Genomic DNA, 13,644 nt, shown 5'->3' on the forward strand with positions numbered 1-13,644 from the left:
CATGACGAACGGCATCACCCCAGCACTCCTGGCCGGCTTCGGTACCGGCCTCTCCCTCATCGTCGCGATCGGCGCGCAGAACGCCTTCGTGCTGCGCCAGGGCGCGCGCCGGCACGCCGTCCTGGCGGTGGTGGCCATCTGCGCCGTCTCCGACGCGGTCCTCATCTTCCTGGGCGTGGCCGGGGTCGGCGCGTTCGTCACCGCCTGGCCGGCCGCCCTGACCGCCGTCGGGATCGCCGGGGGCGGCTTCCTGATCTGCTACGGGATCCTCGCGGCCCGGCGCGTGCTGCGTCCCGTCCCCGGGGCGGCGCTGAGCTCCGAGGGCGCCACCGCCGGCTCCGCCCGCGCGGCGGTGCTCACCTGCCTCGCCATGACCTGGCTCAACCCGCACGTGTACCTCGACACCGTGCTGCTGGTGGGGTCGCTGGCCGCCGACCGGGGTGATCTGCGCTGGGCCTTCGGGATCGGGGCCGGGCTGGCCAGCCTGATCTGGTTCAGCACCCTCGGCTACGGCGCCCGGCTGCTCAGCGGCGTGCTCGCGAAGCCCGCCGCCTGGCGGACGCTGGACGGGCTGGTCGCCGCGACGATGGTCACCATGGGCGGACTGCTCCTCGTACGGGCCTGAAGCCGTGCCGCCGGGCCCGGACGTGGTACTGATTCCGGTACGTCCCGAGCCCCGCCCCCGACTCCCGACGCGATCCCCGTCAGCATCCCGATCCCGGAGCCGCCGCCGTGCCCGACCGCCCGACGCCCGAAGCCGTGCGCGCCTACTACGCCGCCCGGCCGGCCCCGCTCGTGGCCGCGACCGGAATCGTGCTGGACCCGCGGGGGCGGGTCCTCGTACTCACCCCCTCGTACAAGGAGGGCCTGGAGCTGCCCGGCGGCTCGGTGGAGGACACCGAGACCCCGGAGGAGGGCCTGGCCCGGGAGCTGGCGGAGGAGCTCGGCCTGTCCGTCCCGGTCGGACGGCTGCTGGCCGTGGACTCCTGTCCGCCGGGCGCGCTCGGCCGCTCGATCGTCGTCCACGTGTACCTCGTGGGGCCGCTGACCAGCGCCGCTGTCGAGGGGATCACCTTCGCGGACGGCGAGGTCGCCGAGGCGCGCTGGCTCACCCCGGAGGAGGCCGCGGAGCAGCTGTCCGACCGGCTCGCGCCCCGGCTGCGCGCCGGGCTGGCCGCCCTGTACGCCGGCTCCGTCGCGCACCTGGTCGACGGCGTCCCGCAGCCCGGCTCCCCGGCCGGGCTGGATCCGGCCGACCGCGCCGCCCTGGAGCACGCGGGCCGCTACGACGACGCCGGCCACCGCGCCGCCCGGCCGAAGGCCCTCACCGCCGCCAACGTGGTGTTCACCGACGGGGCCGGCGGGGTCCTGCTCGTCCGGCCCGGGTACGGCGAGCCGGGCCGCTGGCTGCTGCCCGGCGGCGGAGTCGACAGCGACCTCGGCGAGACCCCCCGGGACGCCGCGGCGCGCGAGGTCCGGGAGGAGACCGGGCTCGACCGGGCCCCCGGCCGCCTCCTCGCCGTCGACTGGACCCACCGGCCCGGATACCCGGCGCGGATCCGCTTCCTCTACGACGGCGGGGTCCTCGGCCCGGCCGACCTCGCGGCGGTCCGGCTGCCGCCGACCGAACTGCGGGAGTGGCGCACCGCGCGCCGCGAGGAACTGCGGGGGCTGGTCAAACCCCGGCTGCGCCGGCAGATCAAAGCCTGCCTGACCGCCCTGGCCGAAGGCACCGGCCCGCTGGAACTCCACTCGGGCCGCCCGGTGGCTCCGGCCTGAGACGCCCCGCGGCGAGCGCCACGCCATACCCCCTACCCCTTTGGAGTATGCGGGCGCGGCCCTCTACGATGCCGCCATGGGTACGAGTACGGGCGCGCGGGCCGCAGGCGGAAGAAGGGCCTCCCGGCTGCCCGCCCGGCTGCTCCTCGTACTGGCCCTGCTCACGGGGATCATCGGCATGCACGGCCTCGGCCCGGGAGCGGTCCCGCCGGCCGCGGCGCACCCGCCCGCGGCCGCGCACACCGCCGCTGCCGGGCACCCGTCCGCCGACCCCTGTGGCTGCGCTCACGCGGGCGACGCCCGGCACGGCGGCCCGGCCGACGGACACGCCCAGCACGCCGACCCCACCTGCGCGGCACCGGGCACCAGCGGCACCCCGGTCCTGCACCCCCCGGCGGTCACGCCCGGCGGGATCCCCTCCGCGGTCCGGGCGGCGCACGGCACCGCGCTCCGGGCGACGGCGTACGGCCGCGCACCCCCGTCACTCGGCGAACTGCAACTCCTGCGCGTATAGGGCGGTCCCTGCCGGCGTTCCAGCCGGCCGAGCACCCGTACGACCCAGCACAGGAGAGGCACCACCATGACCGTCAAGCGTTCCCTGCTCCGCCGCACCACCGGCCTGGCCGCGGCGGCCACCGCCGCCCTCGTCCTCGCCGCCTGCGGCGGGAACAACGGCTCCGGCGACCACCCCGACGGGGCGTCCGCGTCCCCCACCGCCAAGCCCTCCGCACCGGCCTCCGCCGACAGCGCGCAGGCCCCGAACAACGCCGCCGACACCGCCTTCGCCCAGGGGATGATCCCGCACCACCGGCAGGCGGTCGACATGGCCGACCTCGCCGCGACCCGTGCCGGATCGGCGGAGGTCAAGGAACTCGCCGCTGAGATCAAGAAGGCCCAGGACCCGGAGATCAAGACCCTGACGGGCTGGCTGAGCGCCTGGGGCGAGCCGGTCCCGCCGGCCGACTCGGCGCACGACGGCGGCCACGACGGCCACTCCATGTCCGGGATGATGACGGCCGAGGAGATGGACCAGCTCACGAAGGCCACCGGCAAGGCCTTCGACACGGCGTTCCTCAAGCTGATGGTCAAGCACCACGAGGGCGCCGTCGCCATGGCCGAGAAGGAGCGGTCCAGCGGGAAGTACCAGCCCGCCAAGGACATGGCCGCCGCCATCGTCACCTCGCAGAGCGCCGAGATCGCCCGGATGAACGCGCTCCTCGGCAAGGGCTGACCCGAACGGCCGGGGATCCCCACGCCTTCCACGGGGATCCCCGGCCCGCCGGCCCTGCTCGGGCCCTCTTCCGGCCGCCCTGTTCCGGCCCGGTCAGAAGGTCCGCTCGGTGCGCCAGGTCGCCTGGCTGGAGGGGGTCAGCCGCCGACCCGCGCGACAAGCAGCGCGATGTCGTCGTCGGCCGCCGCCGGGACGAGGTGCGTGATCAGCGAGTCGCACACGTGGTCCAGCTGGCGCTGGGGGTCCGCGAGGAGTTGCGTCAGCTCGTTCAGCCGCTCGTCGAGGTCGCTGCCGCGCGCCTCGATGAGTCCGTCGGTGTAGAGCACGAGGAGGCTGCCCGGGGGCACTTCGACCTCGGTGGGGGTGAACGCGATGCCGCCGACGCCCAGCGGGACGCCGGGCGGGGTGTCCAGGAGGCGGACGGTGCCGTCGGGGAGGGCGAGGGCGGGCGGCGGATGTCCGGCGCGGGTGACGGTGCAGCGTCCGGTGGCCGGGTCGCAGACGATGTAGAGGAAGGTGGCCAGCATGGGCTCGGCCAAGTCGGCGAGCGCGGCTTCCATCTGGTGCAGCAGCCGCACGGGCGAGAGGTCCAGGCGCGAGAGGGAGCGTACGGAGGCGGAGAGCCGCCCCATGACCGCGGCGGCGGCGATGCCGTGGCCCATCACGTCGCCGATCAGCAGGGCCGCCTTGCCGCCGGACAGGGCCAGTACGTCGTACCAGTCGCCGCCGACCTCGTTGACGTCGCTCGCGGGCAGGTAGCGGTGGCTGACCTCGATGCCGGGCGGCGGGGTGATGTGCTGCGGGAGCATGCTGCGCTGGAGGATGACGGCGGTCTCGTGCTCGCGGTGGTAGAGCCGGGCGTTGTCGATGCTGAGCGCGGCGCGGGCGGCGAGCTCCCCGGCGAGGGTGACGTCCTCGGCGGTGAACGGTCCCACCGGGCGGGTGCGGTAGAAGGTGGCGACGCCGAGCACCGAGTCCCTGGCGACCAGGGGGGCCATGGCGAAGGAGTGCACTCCCGCGGTGAGCAGCTGCGCGGGTTTGGCCGAGTGCCGGGCGGCGGGGGCCACGGCCTGCTCGTCGAGGCGGGCGATGAGGAAGGGCTGCCGGGCCGCGAGGGCCTGGGTGTAGGGGGCGGTCATGGGGAAGGTGAGGGTGCGGCCGAGGGGGGCCAGGATGTCGGTCAGTCTGGAGCCGGACAGCGGCGCCCGGCCGAGCCTGCGCAGGGCCACCCCGCCGGTGAGCCCCATGCCGGGCTCGTCCCCGCGGGCCAGGGCGTCGAGTACGTCGACGGTGACGGCGTCGGCGAGGCGCGGTACGGCCAGATCGGCGAGTTCCTGCGCGGTGCGCTCCAGGTCCAGGCTGGAGCCGACGCGGATGCTCGCCTCGCTGAGCAGGGCGAGCCGGCGCCGGCCGGCTTCGGCCTCGACGTGGTCGCGCTGCTGCTCGGTGATGTCGACGAGGGAGGCGATGACCCCGATCGGCATCCGGGCGGGGTCCTCCACGCGGACGTAGGAGCACGACCACACCCGGTCGTGGTCCGGCTGGGAGGGGGTCCGCCCGACGCGGCGGCGGTCCAGGACCGGCTCCCCCGTCTCCAGGACCTGCCGCATGGCCTCCTCCATCTCGAGGGCGTTCACCTCGGGGAGGATCTCGGCCAGACGGCGTCCCACGTGCGCCGACTCGGGCAGCCCGTTCATGGCTTCGAGGGCGGCGTTGACCTGGAGGAACCGCAGCTGGGTGTCGAGGATGGCGATGCCGACGGGCGAGCGGGCGAAGAGGCCGTCCCAGACGGCGGAGGACCCTCGGATGCGCCGGGCCGCGTGGGCGTCGGCCGCGAAGACCAGCACCGTCGAGCCGTGCTGCCGGTCGGACACCGGGGAGGCCCAGATCTCCACCTCCAGGGGGTGCCCGTCGCGGTGCCAGGCCGTGACGGTGCCCATCACCCCGCGCCCGGAGGCTGCCGCCTCCCACAGGGAGCGGCCCAGGCTGCGGTCGGATCCCGGGTGCAGCAGGTCGGCGATGTGGCGGCCGAGCATCTGGGGCGGGGTGTAGCCGAGCAGCTCCTGCGCGACCTGGTTCCAGCGCACGATCGTCCCGTCGGCACCGGTGGCCACGAGCGCGACGGGCAGCGCGCCCAGCCAGCCCCCGGCGGACTGCGCGGCGCTGCTGATCAGCTCCTCGACCGGCACCTGCTCGTTCATGGAGCCCCGCTCACCGGACCCCGCTCACGGGGGCCCGCTCGTGTGGCACCTGCACGCCTCCATCGTCTGCCGGTCCGCGCGCCACCGCCTCCCGGCGGCTCGCCCGGACGGGTGCCGTCGCACGGCGGGGTCTCGGGTCGGCCGTGGCCGGAACGGGTCACTGAGCCGGCGGGACCGCCTGCGCGGCGGAGGCTGTCCGTCGATGACGACGCTACTTCGCGCCGAGGGCCGCAGCCTGTTCGCGGCAACGTTCCAGCCCCGCGGTCACCTCTGCCTGGTCCGGGCCGTCCTGGCTCGCCAGGAGTTCGCCGGCCGTGGTCATGGCGGCCCAGAAATCGGGCGGCGAGCCCCGCCCGTGGTCGAACCGGGCCTTGGCGAAGTGGAGGAAGAGCTTCGTGAGTTCCCCGGTGCGGAACCATCCGAGCAGGCTGCCCGGATAGCCTCCGCTGGCGCCGGCGGCGGTCCCGAGCAGGTCGCGGATGTGTTCCTCGTGCTCCTCGAGCACTCGGTCCACGATGAAGACGTCCCCGACCGTCAGAATGAAGGCGAGGTCTTCCTCCTCACCCCCCACGAATTCCGTGAGGAGTGGCTCGACCTCGCGAAGTCGTGCCTCGGCGTCACTCCGGGGCACCCCCAGGGCCAGGCACACCGCCACGACACAGGCACCCCAGTCCCCGGTCCTCGCGGCCAGCTCAGCGAAGACCTCTTCCTCGCTCTGCCCTGCGGCAAGCATCGTCTGCGCCTCGAGAACCAGCACGTCCTCGCCCTCCCCATGATCCATCCCGAGAGGCTACCGCGAGGTGCGGCGGCCGGGACCGGCGGCGATCACGGCGGCGTGTACGCCGGTGGGGACGCCCATCTGGATGCGGTTGTCGCTCGTCAGGGGCGTCAGGCCAGGGGTCCCGCATCCGCGTGAACAACGGCTGCCTCGACTGAGCGCTGCCGGAGCGCTGCGGCGATGAGTTCCATCTCGACCCACGTTCCCATCAGTCCGGTCGTCTTCAGCTCAGCTGCCGTCGCCTTTGCTTGCGTGAGCGTCAAGCCATGCACCTCTCGAAGAGCTCGCAGGACGGCCACCGGGTTTGTCTCGGGCCCGATGAGACGGAGCCGGGCAGGTCCGTGTTCGGACAGGAGTTCCTGGCGGATCTCTTCAGGAGTCTCACCGCCACTGTCCTGCTCGCACCACCCGATGGCGCATGACCGACAAGCACCTTCGATCCCCCACCACAGGCGTCCGCGGTCGATGAACTGGCCGATGTCGCGTGTCAGCGCACCGCCACAGTCATCGCATCGCGTGGTGATCTTCACGCCCTGGGTGATCACATTGCTCCTCGTCGTCGGCCCCCTGCCCCGAATGGTGCTGCAACGGCTTCCGTGCGTCGACCGCATAGCGCCTACACCCGTACTTCGCTCTGCGCGTTGACGCGTCCGAGTCCGTCGGAAACGGCGCTGTCGGTCACACGCGGTGGCGGGTGGCGGGGAGCGGGTAGGCGCCGGGTGCTGGGAAGGAGGGAGCCGTGGGAAGGGACGAGGTGGTCGCGCGGCTGCTGCGCGAGCACGGGCGGACGTACGCCGAGGAGGCCGGGATCAGGTTGCGCGACAAGCCGGCGCCGCTGTACCGGTTGCTGGTGCTGACCGTCCTGTTCTCGGCTCCGATCAGGGCGGAGACCGCGACGGCCGCCGCCCGGGAGCTCTTCGCGGCCGGGCTGCGCACGCCCCGCGCGATGGCGGGTTCGTCGTGGCGGACGCGGGTGGCCGCCCTCGGGCGGGGGCACTACGTCCGCTACGACGAGAGCACCGCGACCGCCCTGGGCGACGGCGCGGAGCTGCTTCTGGAACGGTACGGCGGTGATCTCCGCCGGATGCGGGACCGGGCCGCGGGCGACCGGGAGGCGCTGTGCGCGCTGCTGCGCGAGGTTCCGCGGATCGGGCCGGTCGGCGCGGGCATCTTCTGCCGGGAGGTCCAGGCCGTCTGGCCCGGCCTGCGCCCCTGCTTCGACGGGCGCAGCCTGTCGGCCGCCTCCGGACTCGGGCTCCCGCGCACCGCGGACGGCCTCGCGGGCCTGGTGGCGCCGGACGATCTGGCCCGTCTCGCCGCCGCCCTCGTACGCGCCGGGTCGTAGGGGCCCGGGAGGCGCGGACGTCCGGGCCCCGCGCCCCGCCGTACCCGGGTGGCACGGCGGGGCGCGGGGTCACGGGCGTACGTCGGCGCCGGCGGTGGGGGTGTCGTCGAGGAAGCCGCCCGACTGGTGCTGCCACAGCTTGGCGTAGGCGCCGTCCGCGGCGAGGAGCTCCTGGTGGGTGCCCTGCTCCACGATCCGGCCGCGGTCGAGGACGACGAGCCGGTCCATGGTGGCGACGGTGCTGAGCCGGTGGGCCACGACGAGCGCCGTCCGCCCTTCCATGAGCCGCCAGAGGGCGTCCTGTACGAGGATCTCGCTCTCGGAGTCCAGGGCGCTGGTGGCCTCGTCGAGCAGCAGGATCGGGGCGTCGCGCAGGATCGCCCGGGCGAGCGCGACCCGTTGGCGCTGTCCGCCGGACAGCTTGACCCCGCGCTCGCCGACCATGGTGTCGAAGCCGTCCGGCAGGGCGTCGGCGAACTCCGTGACGTGCGCCGCCTCGGCGGCCCGGCGGATCTCGGCGTCGGTGGCGTCCGGGCGGGCGAACGCGATGTTCTCCTTGAGGGTGCGGTGGAACATCGCCGGCTCCTGCGGCACGTACGCCATCAGGCCGCGCAGGTCGCTCTGGGACACCCGGCTGATGTCCTGTCCGCCGACCGTGATCCGTCCGCCGTCGATGTCGGTCATCCGCAGCAGGAGCCGGGTGAGGGTGGTCTTGCCCCCGCCGGAGCGGCCGACGAGGCCGATCTTCGTCCCGCTGGGTACGGCCAGGTCGAGCCCGTCGAAGAGCGGTTCCGCGCCCGCGTGGGCGAAGCGCACCCCTTCGAAGCGTACGTCGGCGCCCTCGGGCAGCAGCGGTTCCGGGGACTTCGGGTCGAGGACGGTCGGCGGGGTGAGCAGCAGCGCGGTGAACTGTGCGGCCTCCGTCATCGAGCTTTCGAGGCGGCGGTAGATCTGGTTGAACTCGAACATGATCCGCGTCGCGTTGCTGTAGTAGGTGAAGGCGACGACGACCGTCTCCACGCCGTGCCCTCTCCCGGCGAGCCCCACGGCGAGCAGCATGCCGAGCGCGTTGGTCAGTACGGACATCGGTGCGACCAGCGTGTCGATGCGCAGGTTGCCGTAGTCCCACGAGCGCACCATGAGCCGCCGCGATTCCGCGACCCGCTTGCGGTGTTCGGCTGCCTCGCGCGCCTCGGCGGCGAACGCGCGGACCGTGTCCATGTTCATCAGGCTGTCGGCGACGTGGCCGGAGACCCGGGCGATGGCCTCCTCGCGCTGGTCGACGAGGGCCTGACGGCGGCGGATGAGGGGGGTCGCGCAGAGTGCCGTGAGCGCGATCATCGTCAGGAGCCCGACGACGAGGAGCGGTTCGTACTGCCACAGCACCACCGAGCCGAAGATCAGGGGTACGAACTTGCCGACGATCTGGAAGGTGAGGGTGTCGACGAACTCCTCGAAGCGGGAGGCGAAGCTGAGGACCCGCTTGGTCAGCGAGCCGGCGAAGTTGTCGTGGAAGAACGCCGCGTCCTTGGCGAAGAGTTCGTCCATGCCGAGTACGTAGAGCCGTTCGACGCCGAAGGCGTCGACGCGGTTGAGGCAGTGCAGTCCGAGCCGCCACAGCGCCTCGGACAGCAGCAGGACGGCGCCGAACCCGATGACGTACGGCAGGACCGGGCCGATGCCCGCGGTGACGGCGCCGTCGTCGCCCGCGATCCGGCCGACGAGTTTGGCGACGACGAGCGGCGCGATGTAGTTGATGCCGATGTTGCCCAGTGCGGGGAGCAGCATGGCGGGCAGGGCCAGCCACCGGAGCCGGACGAGCTCCCGTCCGTAGTGGCGCAGTGCGAGGAGTACCGGGCCCCTGCCCGGAGGACTTTGCTGTGACTCAGGAGATCCCATACCAACCCTGTGCGGTGTGAGCGGCGTCAGGACAGGAGTCGCAGTGTTCCGCAGGACCGCTGACGCCGTCCAAGCGTTTTCTCCGTCTTTCCGCCGATCGGATGGCGTCTGCGCCGTGCCGCACGGTGGGCCTCGCCGGGGTCAGACGGCGGTGATGGTCTTCAGGGCGAGGGCGCGCAGGGGGGCGGTGCGGCGGCGGGCTTCGCCGTGGTGGACGGCGTTGGTGAGGATGGCGAGGTAGCGGCCCGAACCCGGGGCGAGGTAGAGGCTGGTGCCGGTGAACCCGTGGTGGTAGGCGACCCCGCCGGGGGCGCAGATCCAGGACAGGCCGCGGTCGAGTCCCGGCTCTATCGGGGCGAGGGGCAGGGTGGAGGCGCGGAGCCAGCCGTGCGGCCGGCCGGTGGGGGCGAGGAGGTGCCCGGCGTAGCGGGCGAGGTCGCGGGCGGTGGAGAAGACCCCGGCGTGGCCGGCGACGCCGCCGAGGAGGGCGGCGTTGTCGTCGTGGACGGTGCCCCAGATCAGGGGGGCACCGGGGATGCGGCGTTCGGTGGGGGCGACCCGCGGTCCGCGGGCGACGGGTCCGTACGTCGTACCGCTCATGCCGAGTTCGTCCCACAGGGCGCGGCCGAGTGCGTCGAGGGGGCTGCCGTGGGCGTGGGCGAGGGCCAGGCCGAGGAGGATGTAGCCGCGGTTGACGTACCGGTGCTCGCCGGGGGCGCCTTCGAGGGGTTCGCGGCACAGGAGTTCGTGCAGCGGCCGGTCGGTGCCGCGGTACTGGTCCAGGCGGGTGGCGGCTTTGAGACCGGCGGTGTGGGTGAGGAGCTGCTCGACGGTGGCCTCCCCGCTGGGTGCCGGACCGTCGATCGGGGGCAGGAAGTCGCGTACCGGGGCGGTACGGGAGAGGACGCCGGCATCGAGGGCCTGGCAGACGAGCGGCCAGGTGGCGACGACCTTGGTGAGGGAGGCGAGGTCGTAGAGCGTGTCGGGGCCCGGTGCGGTGTCGCCCATTTCACCGGCGATCCGGCCGGCCCGGAGGAAGCGCGGGGGTTCGCCGAGGGTTCCGAGGGCGATGACGCCTCCGGGGGTGGCACCGTCCGCGACGGCCTGGTCGAGGGCTTCGGCGACGCGCGCGGTGTCGTCGGACGTGAACGGGACGGGCGTCATCGGCCTCTTGCCTCCGCGGCGGTGGTGGTGATGCCGGCACCGGGCGCGGCCGGGTGGGGCAGCGGACGGCCGTAGCCGCGGGCCGGGTGGTACCTGCCGTCGATCGTAGAGGTGCCGTCGGCGGGGCAGGGGCCGTGGATGCGGAGGTCTCGGCCGTCGGCGGGGAGCCCGCGGCCGGAGCGCGGGCATCCTCGCTTCAGGGCGTTCGTCCGTTCGGACCGGTCAGCCCGCCGCGGCGAAGGCGGCTTCGAGGCGCGGGACGTAGTCGGCGAAGGCTGGCGCCCAGCACTCGTAGTTGTGGCCGCCGTTGCAACTCGGCGCCAGTGACGGGCCGTTGCCGTAGTCATCCTCGGCCGGGCCGGCACCGTTCGGCCACCTGGTCCTGCGTCAGGTGCGCTCGATCGCGCAGCGTGCGCAGCAACGTGCCGAGGTCCTCCGTCATCCGGCAACTCCCGTGATCCGCCTGTCTGAACGGCGGTGAGCCTACCCGTGGCCGCCGGTCACGAATGGCCGGGCCCGTCACCTGTACAGCCGCCGGCTTCCGGGCCACCGTCGGGCCGGTCGGTGCCCGCATACGGACGTCAAGACAAGGAGCGGATGTGGCCAACCGCTTCTGGTGCGGGGAGTGCGGTTTCAAGACGCCCTGGGTCGACCCGTCCGAGGGGCGGCGCCAGCAGGTCGAGCACTACGCCCGCAGGTACCCCGGCGCGGCCCCGGCCGGCCAGATCGAGACCCGCAGGCGCGGCCCGGGCACGCACCGTGTCTGGCTGCTGCTGACCGGCGCCGCCCTCGTCCTGCTCACCGCGGTGGCCGCGTGGCGCCACTGAACGCACAGCACCGCCGGAGCGCGGAACGTCCCGCGGAGCACGCCGCCGCCGACCGTCCCCCCTCTCAGGAGGTTCCCCGTGTCACACCCGCCCACCGCCCCGCGCCGCGCCGGCCGTTCCGGCCGTCCCGAGCGGCGACGCCCCGGCACCGGCTCGGCACAGAACCAGCCGGTGGGCTTCATCTCGGCCTTCGTCCTCTCGGCCGGGGCGATCGTGCCGGCCGAGGCCCGTTCCACCAAGGCCCATCTCGGCCTGGTGTGCCCCCCGCGCCATCGCCGGCACGGTATCGGGAGAAAATCCGGCCGGGGGCGAATCCTTCCGGCTCCTCTCCGCCTCTTGTCCGTGTACCGATCGAAAACACGGCAGAACCCGGAGGAACCCCCAATGATGATCACTGGCCTGGTAGTGGTCGGAGTCCTGCTCATGGGCGCGTGCGGCTGGCACCTGATGCGGCGCTACAGGAGCCGGGGCTGACCAGCGACCACACCCACGGCACCCGCCCGGAAAGAGCAGCACATGAAACAACGCTTCCACTGGCCGGACGATCGGCTGATCAGGGCCGCGCAGGACGGCGACGTCCCGTCGCTCACCACGGTCGTGATGGAATCGCAGCCCCACGTACGGAAGTTCGCCCTCACCCTGTGCGCCTCGCCGCAGGACGCGGAGGACGCGGCGCAGGAGGCGCTGATCATCCTCTACCGGAAGATCGGGACCCTGCGGGCCACCGGCGCGCTCGCCTCGTGGATGTTCCGCATCGTGCGCAACGAGTGCCTCCGGCAGGTGCGCCAGCTCGCCCCGAGGGGCGAGGCGGCACCGGCCGGGCCGGAGGCCTCCGCGGAACCGTCCGCCGAGGAGGCGGTCCTGCGGGGGCTGGAGGCGGAGAGGATCGCCGCCGCGGTCGGCGCCCTCCCCCGGGAGCAGCGCCAGGTCCTGATCATGCGGGACGTGCAGGGCCTGCCCGGCAGGACCGTCGCCCACGCGCTCGGCCTGAGCACCGCCGCGATGAAGTCGCGGCTGCACAGGGCACGCGCGGCCCTTCGCCTCGCGCTGGCCTCGCCGGCCGGCCCGGGCGCCGAGGAGGCCGTCACCCCACCAGTCGGAGGAGACCCACGACCGTGAACCCCATGGACACCCTGAAGCCTGTACGGTCCGCCCCTTCCGCCCCTTCCGGCCCTTCCGGTCCGGACTTCGCCAGCAGTTCCGTCCCGCGCCATCTGGTCCGCGGCGCCATCGGCTTCGGGCTGATCATCGGCTCGATCGCCCTGGTGCCCGCTTTCGGCCCGGTCGTCCTCCTGGCGGCCCCGCTGTCCCTGATCGCGTTCCGCGGCTGCCCCACCTGCTGGATGGTGGGGCTGGCGCAGACCGTCTCGCGGGGCCGTCTGGAGCGCCAGTGCGAGGACGGCACCTGCACCCTCACCCGCGCGACCCCGGCGGCGGACGCCCGCACGTGAGCGAGGGGGCCGTTCCGGATCCCTCCGCGACGGCCCTCCGCCCGCCGGTGGTCCGCGGCACGGTCACGTGCCGGAGCCGGGGCGTCCGGGCAGCGGCGGGCCGGTCTCGTCCGGGGCCGGCCGGCCAACCCTCCCTTCCACGACGACCCGCTGCTCAACCTGCCCAGCCTGCGCAGGATGCTCGCCCTGAACCCCGCCAGGCTCCACGTCGGGCACGGCACTCCCCTGGAGCCGGACCGCGTCCGGCGCTGAGCCTCCCGGGAACACGAGCGGCTTTCCCGGCTTGACGCGACCGGGCGGGTCCGCGTCCGTACGGAGGACACCACGGCCTGACCCGCCTCACGGAGATCACGGGTCGCCCGGGCGGCCGGGTTCCGCCTGGGCCGGCGGTTCGCTCACCGTGACCTGGGCCGGGCGCAGCAGGTGCCGGCCGACCCGGTAGCCGGGGCGCAGCACGGTGGTGCAGGTGGGCCGGTCGACCTCGTCGGAGCGCTGGCAGGAGATCGCTTCGTGGCGGGCGGGGTCGAAGGGTTCTCCCGGGGCGCCGACCTCCTGGAGGCCGAGTGCGGCGAGCTGGGATTCCAGCGCGTCGGCGACCGCTCGCAGGCCGGGGCCGACGTCATCGTGCTCGCGGGCCTGGTCGATCGCGTCCAGGACGGGCAACAGCCCGCCCAGGACGTTCGCGACGGCGATTTCCCGTACCGCGAGGCGGTCGCGCTGGACCCGTTTCCGGTAGTTGTCGTACTCCGCCTTCAGGCGTTGCAGGTCGGCGGTGCGTTCGGCGAGCCGGCTCCGCAGAGCGGTGTCCCCGGCGGCAGGGGTGCCGCCGGGGGTTCCGTGTTCGTCGGGGCGGGTTTCCGCCTGCGTGGGCAGGCTCCCGGGCGGACCGCTGTCCGCCGCCCTGAGCTGGAGGGTGACGGGGTCGATGCGGCGTTTGTCCCTGATCACGATGGGGGGTGGCTGCTTCCT

14 protein-coding genes are annotated in these 13,644 nt (G+C 73.8%); 8 read left to right on the forward strand and 6 right to left on the reverse strand.

Features of this window, described 5'->3' with window-relative positions:
- Position 1: 1 nt before the first annotated feature.
- The 4 genes from ACZ51S_RS06705 to ACZ51S_RS06720 all read left to right on the forward strand — a co-directional run bounded on the left by ACZ51S_RS06705 (position 2) and on the right by ACZ51S_RS06720 (position 3,010).
- Positions 2-625, forward strand: coding sequence for a LysE/ArgO family amino acid transporter (locus ACZ51S_RS06705; protein ID WP_468477741.1), 624 nt, complete (start codon positions 2-4; stop codon positions 623-625).
- Between the two features lie 107 nt (positions 626-732).
- Positions 733-1,779, forward strand: a complete 1,047-nt coding sequence (locus ACZ51S_RS06710; protein WP_468959957.1) for an NUDIX domain-containing protein — start codon at positions 733-735, stop codon at positions 1,777-1,779.
- A gap of 76 nt (positions 1,780-1,855) precedes the next feature.
- Complete coding sequence (locus ACZ51S_RS06715) at positions 1,856-2,293, forward strand: DUF6153 family protein (RefSeq protein ID WP_468477739.1); 438 nt, start codon at positions 1,856-1,858, stop codon at positions 2,291-2,293.
- 66 nt (positions 2,294-2,359) lie between these two features.
- Complete coding sequence (locus tag ACZ51S_RS06720) at positions 2,360-3,010, forward strand: DUF305 domain-containing protein (protein ID WP_468477738.1); 651 nt, start codon at positions 2,360-2,362, stop codon at positions 3,008-3,010.
- A gap of 137 nt (positions 3,011-3,147) precedes the next feature.
- Here the strand turns inward: ACZ51S_RS06720 and ACZ51S_RS06725 are convergent, their stop codons facing one another.
- The 3 genes from ACZ51S_RS06725 to ACZ51S_RS06735 all read right to left on the reverse strand — a co-directional run bounded on the left by ACZ51S_RS06725 (position 3,148) and on the right by ACZ51S_RS06735 (position 6,534).
- A complete protein-coding gene (locus tag ACZ51S_RS06725; RefSeq protein WP_468477737.1) occupies positions 3,148-5,211 on the reverse strand; it encodes a SpoIIE family protein phosphatase in 2,064 nt (687 codons plus the stop codon).
- Positions 5,212-5,422: 211 nt separating this feature from the next.
- The gene (locus ACZ51S_RS06730; protein WP_468959959.1) at positions 5,423-5,992 is read right to left on the reverse strand and encodes a hypothetical protein; all 570 of its coding nucleotides are present in this window, start codon (positions 5,990-5,992) and stop codon (positions 5,423-5,425) included.
- 107 nt (positions 5,993-6,099) lie between these two features.
- A complete protein-coding gene (locus tag ACZ51S_RS06735; protein ID WP_468959961.1) occupies positions 6,100-6,534 on the reverse strand; it encodes a hypothetical protein in 435 nt (144 codons plus the stop codon).
- Between the two features lie 194 nt (positions 6,535-6,728).
- Here ACZ51S_RS06735 and ACZ51S_RS06740 point away from each other — a divergent pair, with 194 nt between their 5' ends.
- Positions 6,729-7,334, forward strand: coding sequence for an endonuclease (locus ACZ51S_RS06740; protein ID WP_468889268.1), 606 nt, complete (start codon positions 6,729-6,731; stop codon positions 7,332-7,334).
- A gap of 69 nt (positions 7,335-7,403) precedes the next feature.
- Here ACZ51S_RS06740 and ACZ51S_RS06745 read toward each other — a convergent pair whose 3' ends face one another.
- Together ACZ51S_RS06745 and ACZ51S_RS06750 are read right to left on the reverse strand one after the other, a co-directional pair.
- Complete coding sequence (locus ACZ51S_RS06745; protein ID WP_468477733.1) at positions 7,404-9,233, reverse strand: ABC transporter ATP-binding protein; 1,830 nt, start codon at positions 9,231-9,233, stop codon at positions 7,404-7,406.
- Positions 9,234-9,374: 141 nt separating this feature from the next.
- Positions 9,375-10,397 carry a serine hydrolase domain-containing protein gene (locus ACZ51S_RS06750; RefSeq protein ID WP_468802506.1) on the reverse strand — a complete coding sequence of 341 codons (1,023 nt, stop codon included), beginning with the start codon at positions 10,395-10,397 and terminating at the stop codon, positions 9,375-9,377.
- A 599-nt stretch (positions 10,398-10,996) separates the two neighbouring features.
- Here ACZ51S_RS06750 and ACZ51S_RS06755 point away from each other — a divergent pair.
- The 3 genes from ACZ51S_RS06755 to ACZ51S_RS06765 all read left to right on the forward strand — a co-directional run bounded on the left by ACZ51S_RS06755 (position 10,997) and on the right by ACZ51S_RS06765 (position 12,675).
- Complete coding sequence (locus tag ACZ51S_RS06755; RefSeq protein WP_468802504.1) at positions 10,997-11,224, forward strand: hypothetical protein; 228 nt, start codon at positions 10,997-10,999, stop codon at positions 11,222-11,224.
- Between the two features lie 516 nt (positions 11,225-11,740).
- Positions 11,741-12,343, forward strand: coding sequence for an RNA polymerase sigma factor (locus tag ACZ51S_RS06760; RefSeq protein ID WP_468477730.1), 603 nt, complete (start codon positions 11,741-11,743; stop codon positions 12,341-12,343).
- A gap of 5 nt (positions 12,344-12,348) precedes the next feature.
- Positions 12,349-12,675, forward strand: a complete 327-nt coding sequence (locus ACZ51S_RS06765) for a hypothetical protein (RefSeq protein ID WP_468802503.1) — start codon at positions 12,349-12,351, stop codon at positions 12,673-12,675.
- Positions 12,676-13,023: 348 nt separating this feature from the next.
- On the opposite strand, the gene grpE is transcribed toward ACZ51S_RS06765, so the two are convergent.
- The gene (grpE, locus tag ACZ51S_RS06770) at positions 13,024-13,623 is read right to left on the reverse strand and encodes a nucleotide exchange factor GrpE (protein WP_468802502.1); all 600 of its coding nucleotides are present in this window, start codon (positions 13,621-13,623) and stop codon (positions 13,024-13,026) included.
- Positions 13,624-13,644: the final 21 nt, after the last annotated feature.

Source organism: Streptomyces sp. NPDC034043 (assembly GCF_055575675.1).

What these genes read in the sequence shown, in the direction of transcription:
- ACZ51S_RS06745 (WP_468477733.1), bottom strand. Translation starts at nt 9,233, where the DNA reads ATGGGATCTCCTGAGTCACAGCAAAGTCCTCCGGGCAGGGGCCCGGTA.
- ACZ51S_RS06760 (WP_468477730.1), top strand. Translation starts at nt 11,741, where the DNA reads ATGAAACAACGCTTCCACTGGCCGGACGATCGGCTGATCAGGGCCGCG.
- ACZ51S_RS06720 (WP_468477738.1), top strand. Translation starts at nt 2,360, where the DNA reads ATGACCGTCAAGCGTTCCCTGCTCCGCCGCACCACCGGCCTGGCCGCG.
- ACZ51S_RS06765 (WP_468802503.1), top strand. Translation starts at nt 12,349, where the DNA reads ATGGACACCCTGAAGCCTGTACGGTCCGCCCCTTCCGCCCCTTCCGGC.
- ACZ51S_RS06705 (WP_468477741.1), top strand. Translation starts at nt 2, where the DNA reads ATGACGAACGGCATCACCCCAGCACTCCTGGCCGGCTTCGGTACCGGC.
- ACZ51S_RS06725 (WP_468477737.1), bottom strand. Translation starts at nt 5,211, where the DNA reads ATGAACGAGCAGGTGCCGGTCGAGGAGCTGATCAGCAGCGCCGCGCAG.
- ACZ51S_RS06715 (WP_468477739.1), top strand. Translation starts at nt 1,856, where the DNA reads ATGGGTACGAGTACGGGCGCGCGGGCCGCAGGCGGAAGAAGGGCCTCC.
- ACZ51S_RS06730 (WP_468959959.1), bottom strand. Translation starts at nt 5,992, where the DNA reads ATGGATCATGGGGAGGGCGAGGACGTGCTGGTTCTCGAGGCGCAGACG.
- ACZ51S_RS06750 (WP_468802506.1), bottom strand. Translation starts at nt 10,397, where the DNA reads ATGACGCCCGTCCCGTTCACGTCCGACGACACCGCGCGCGTCGCCGAA.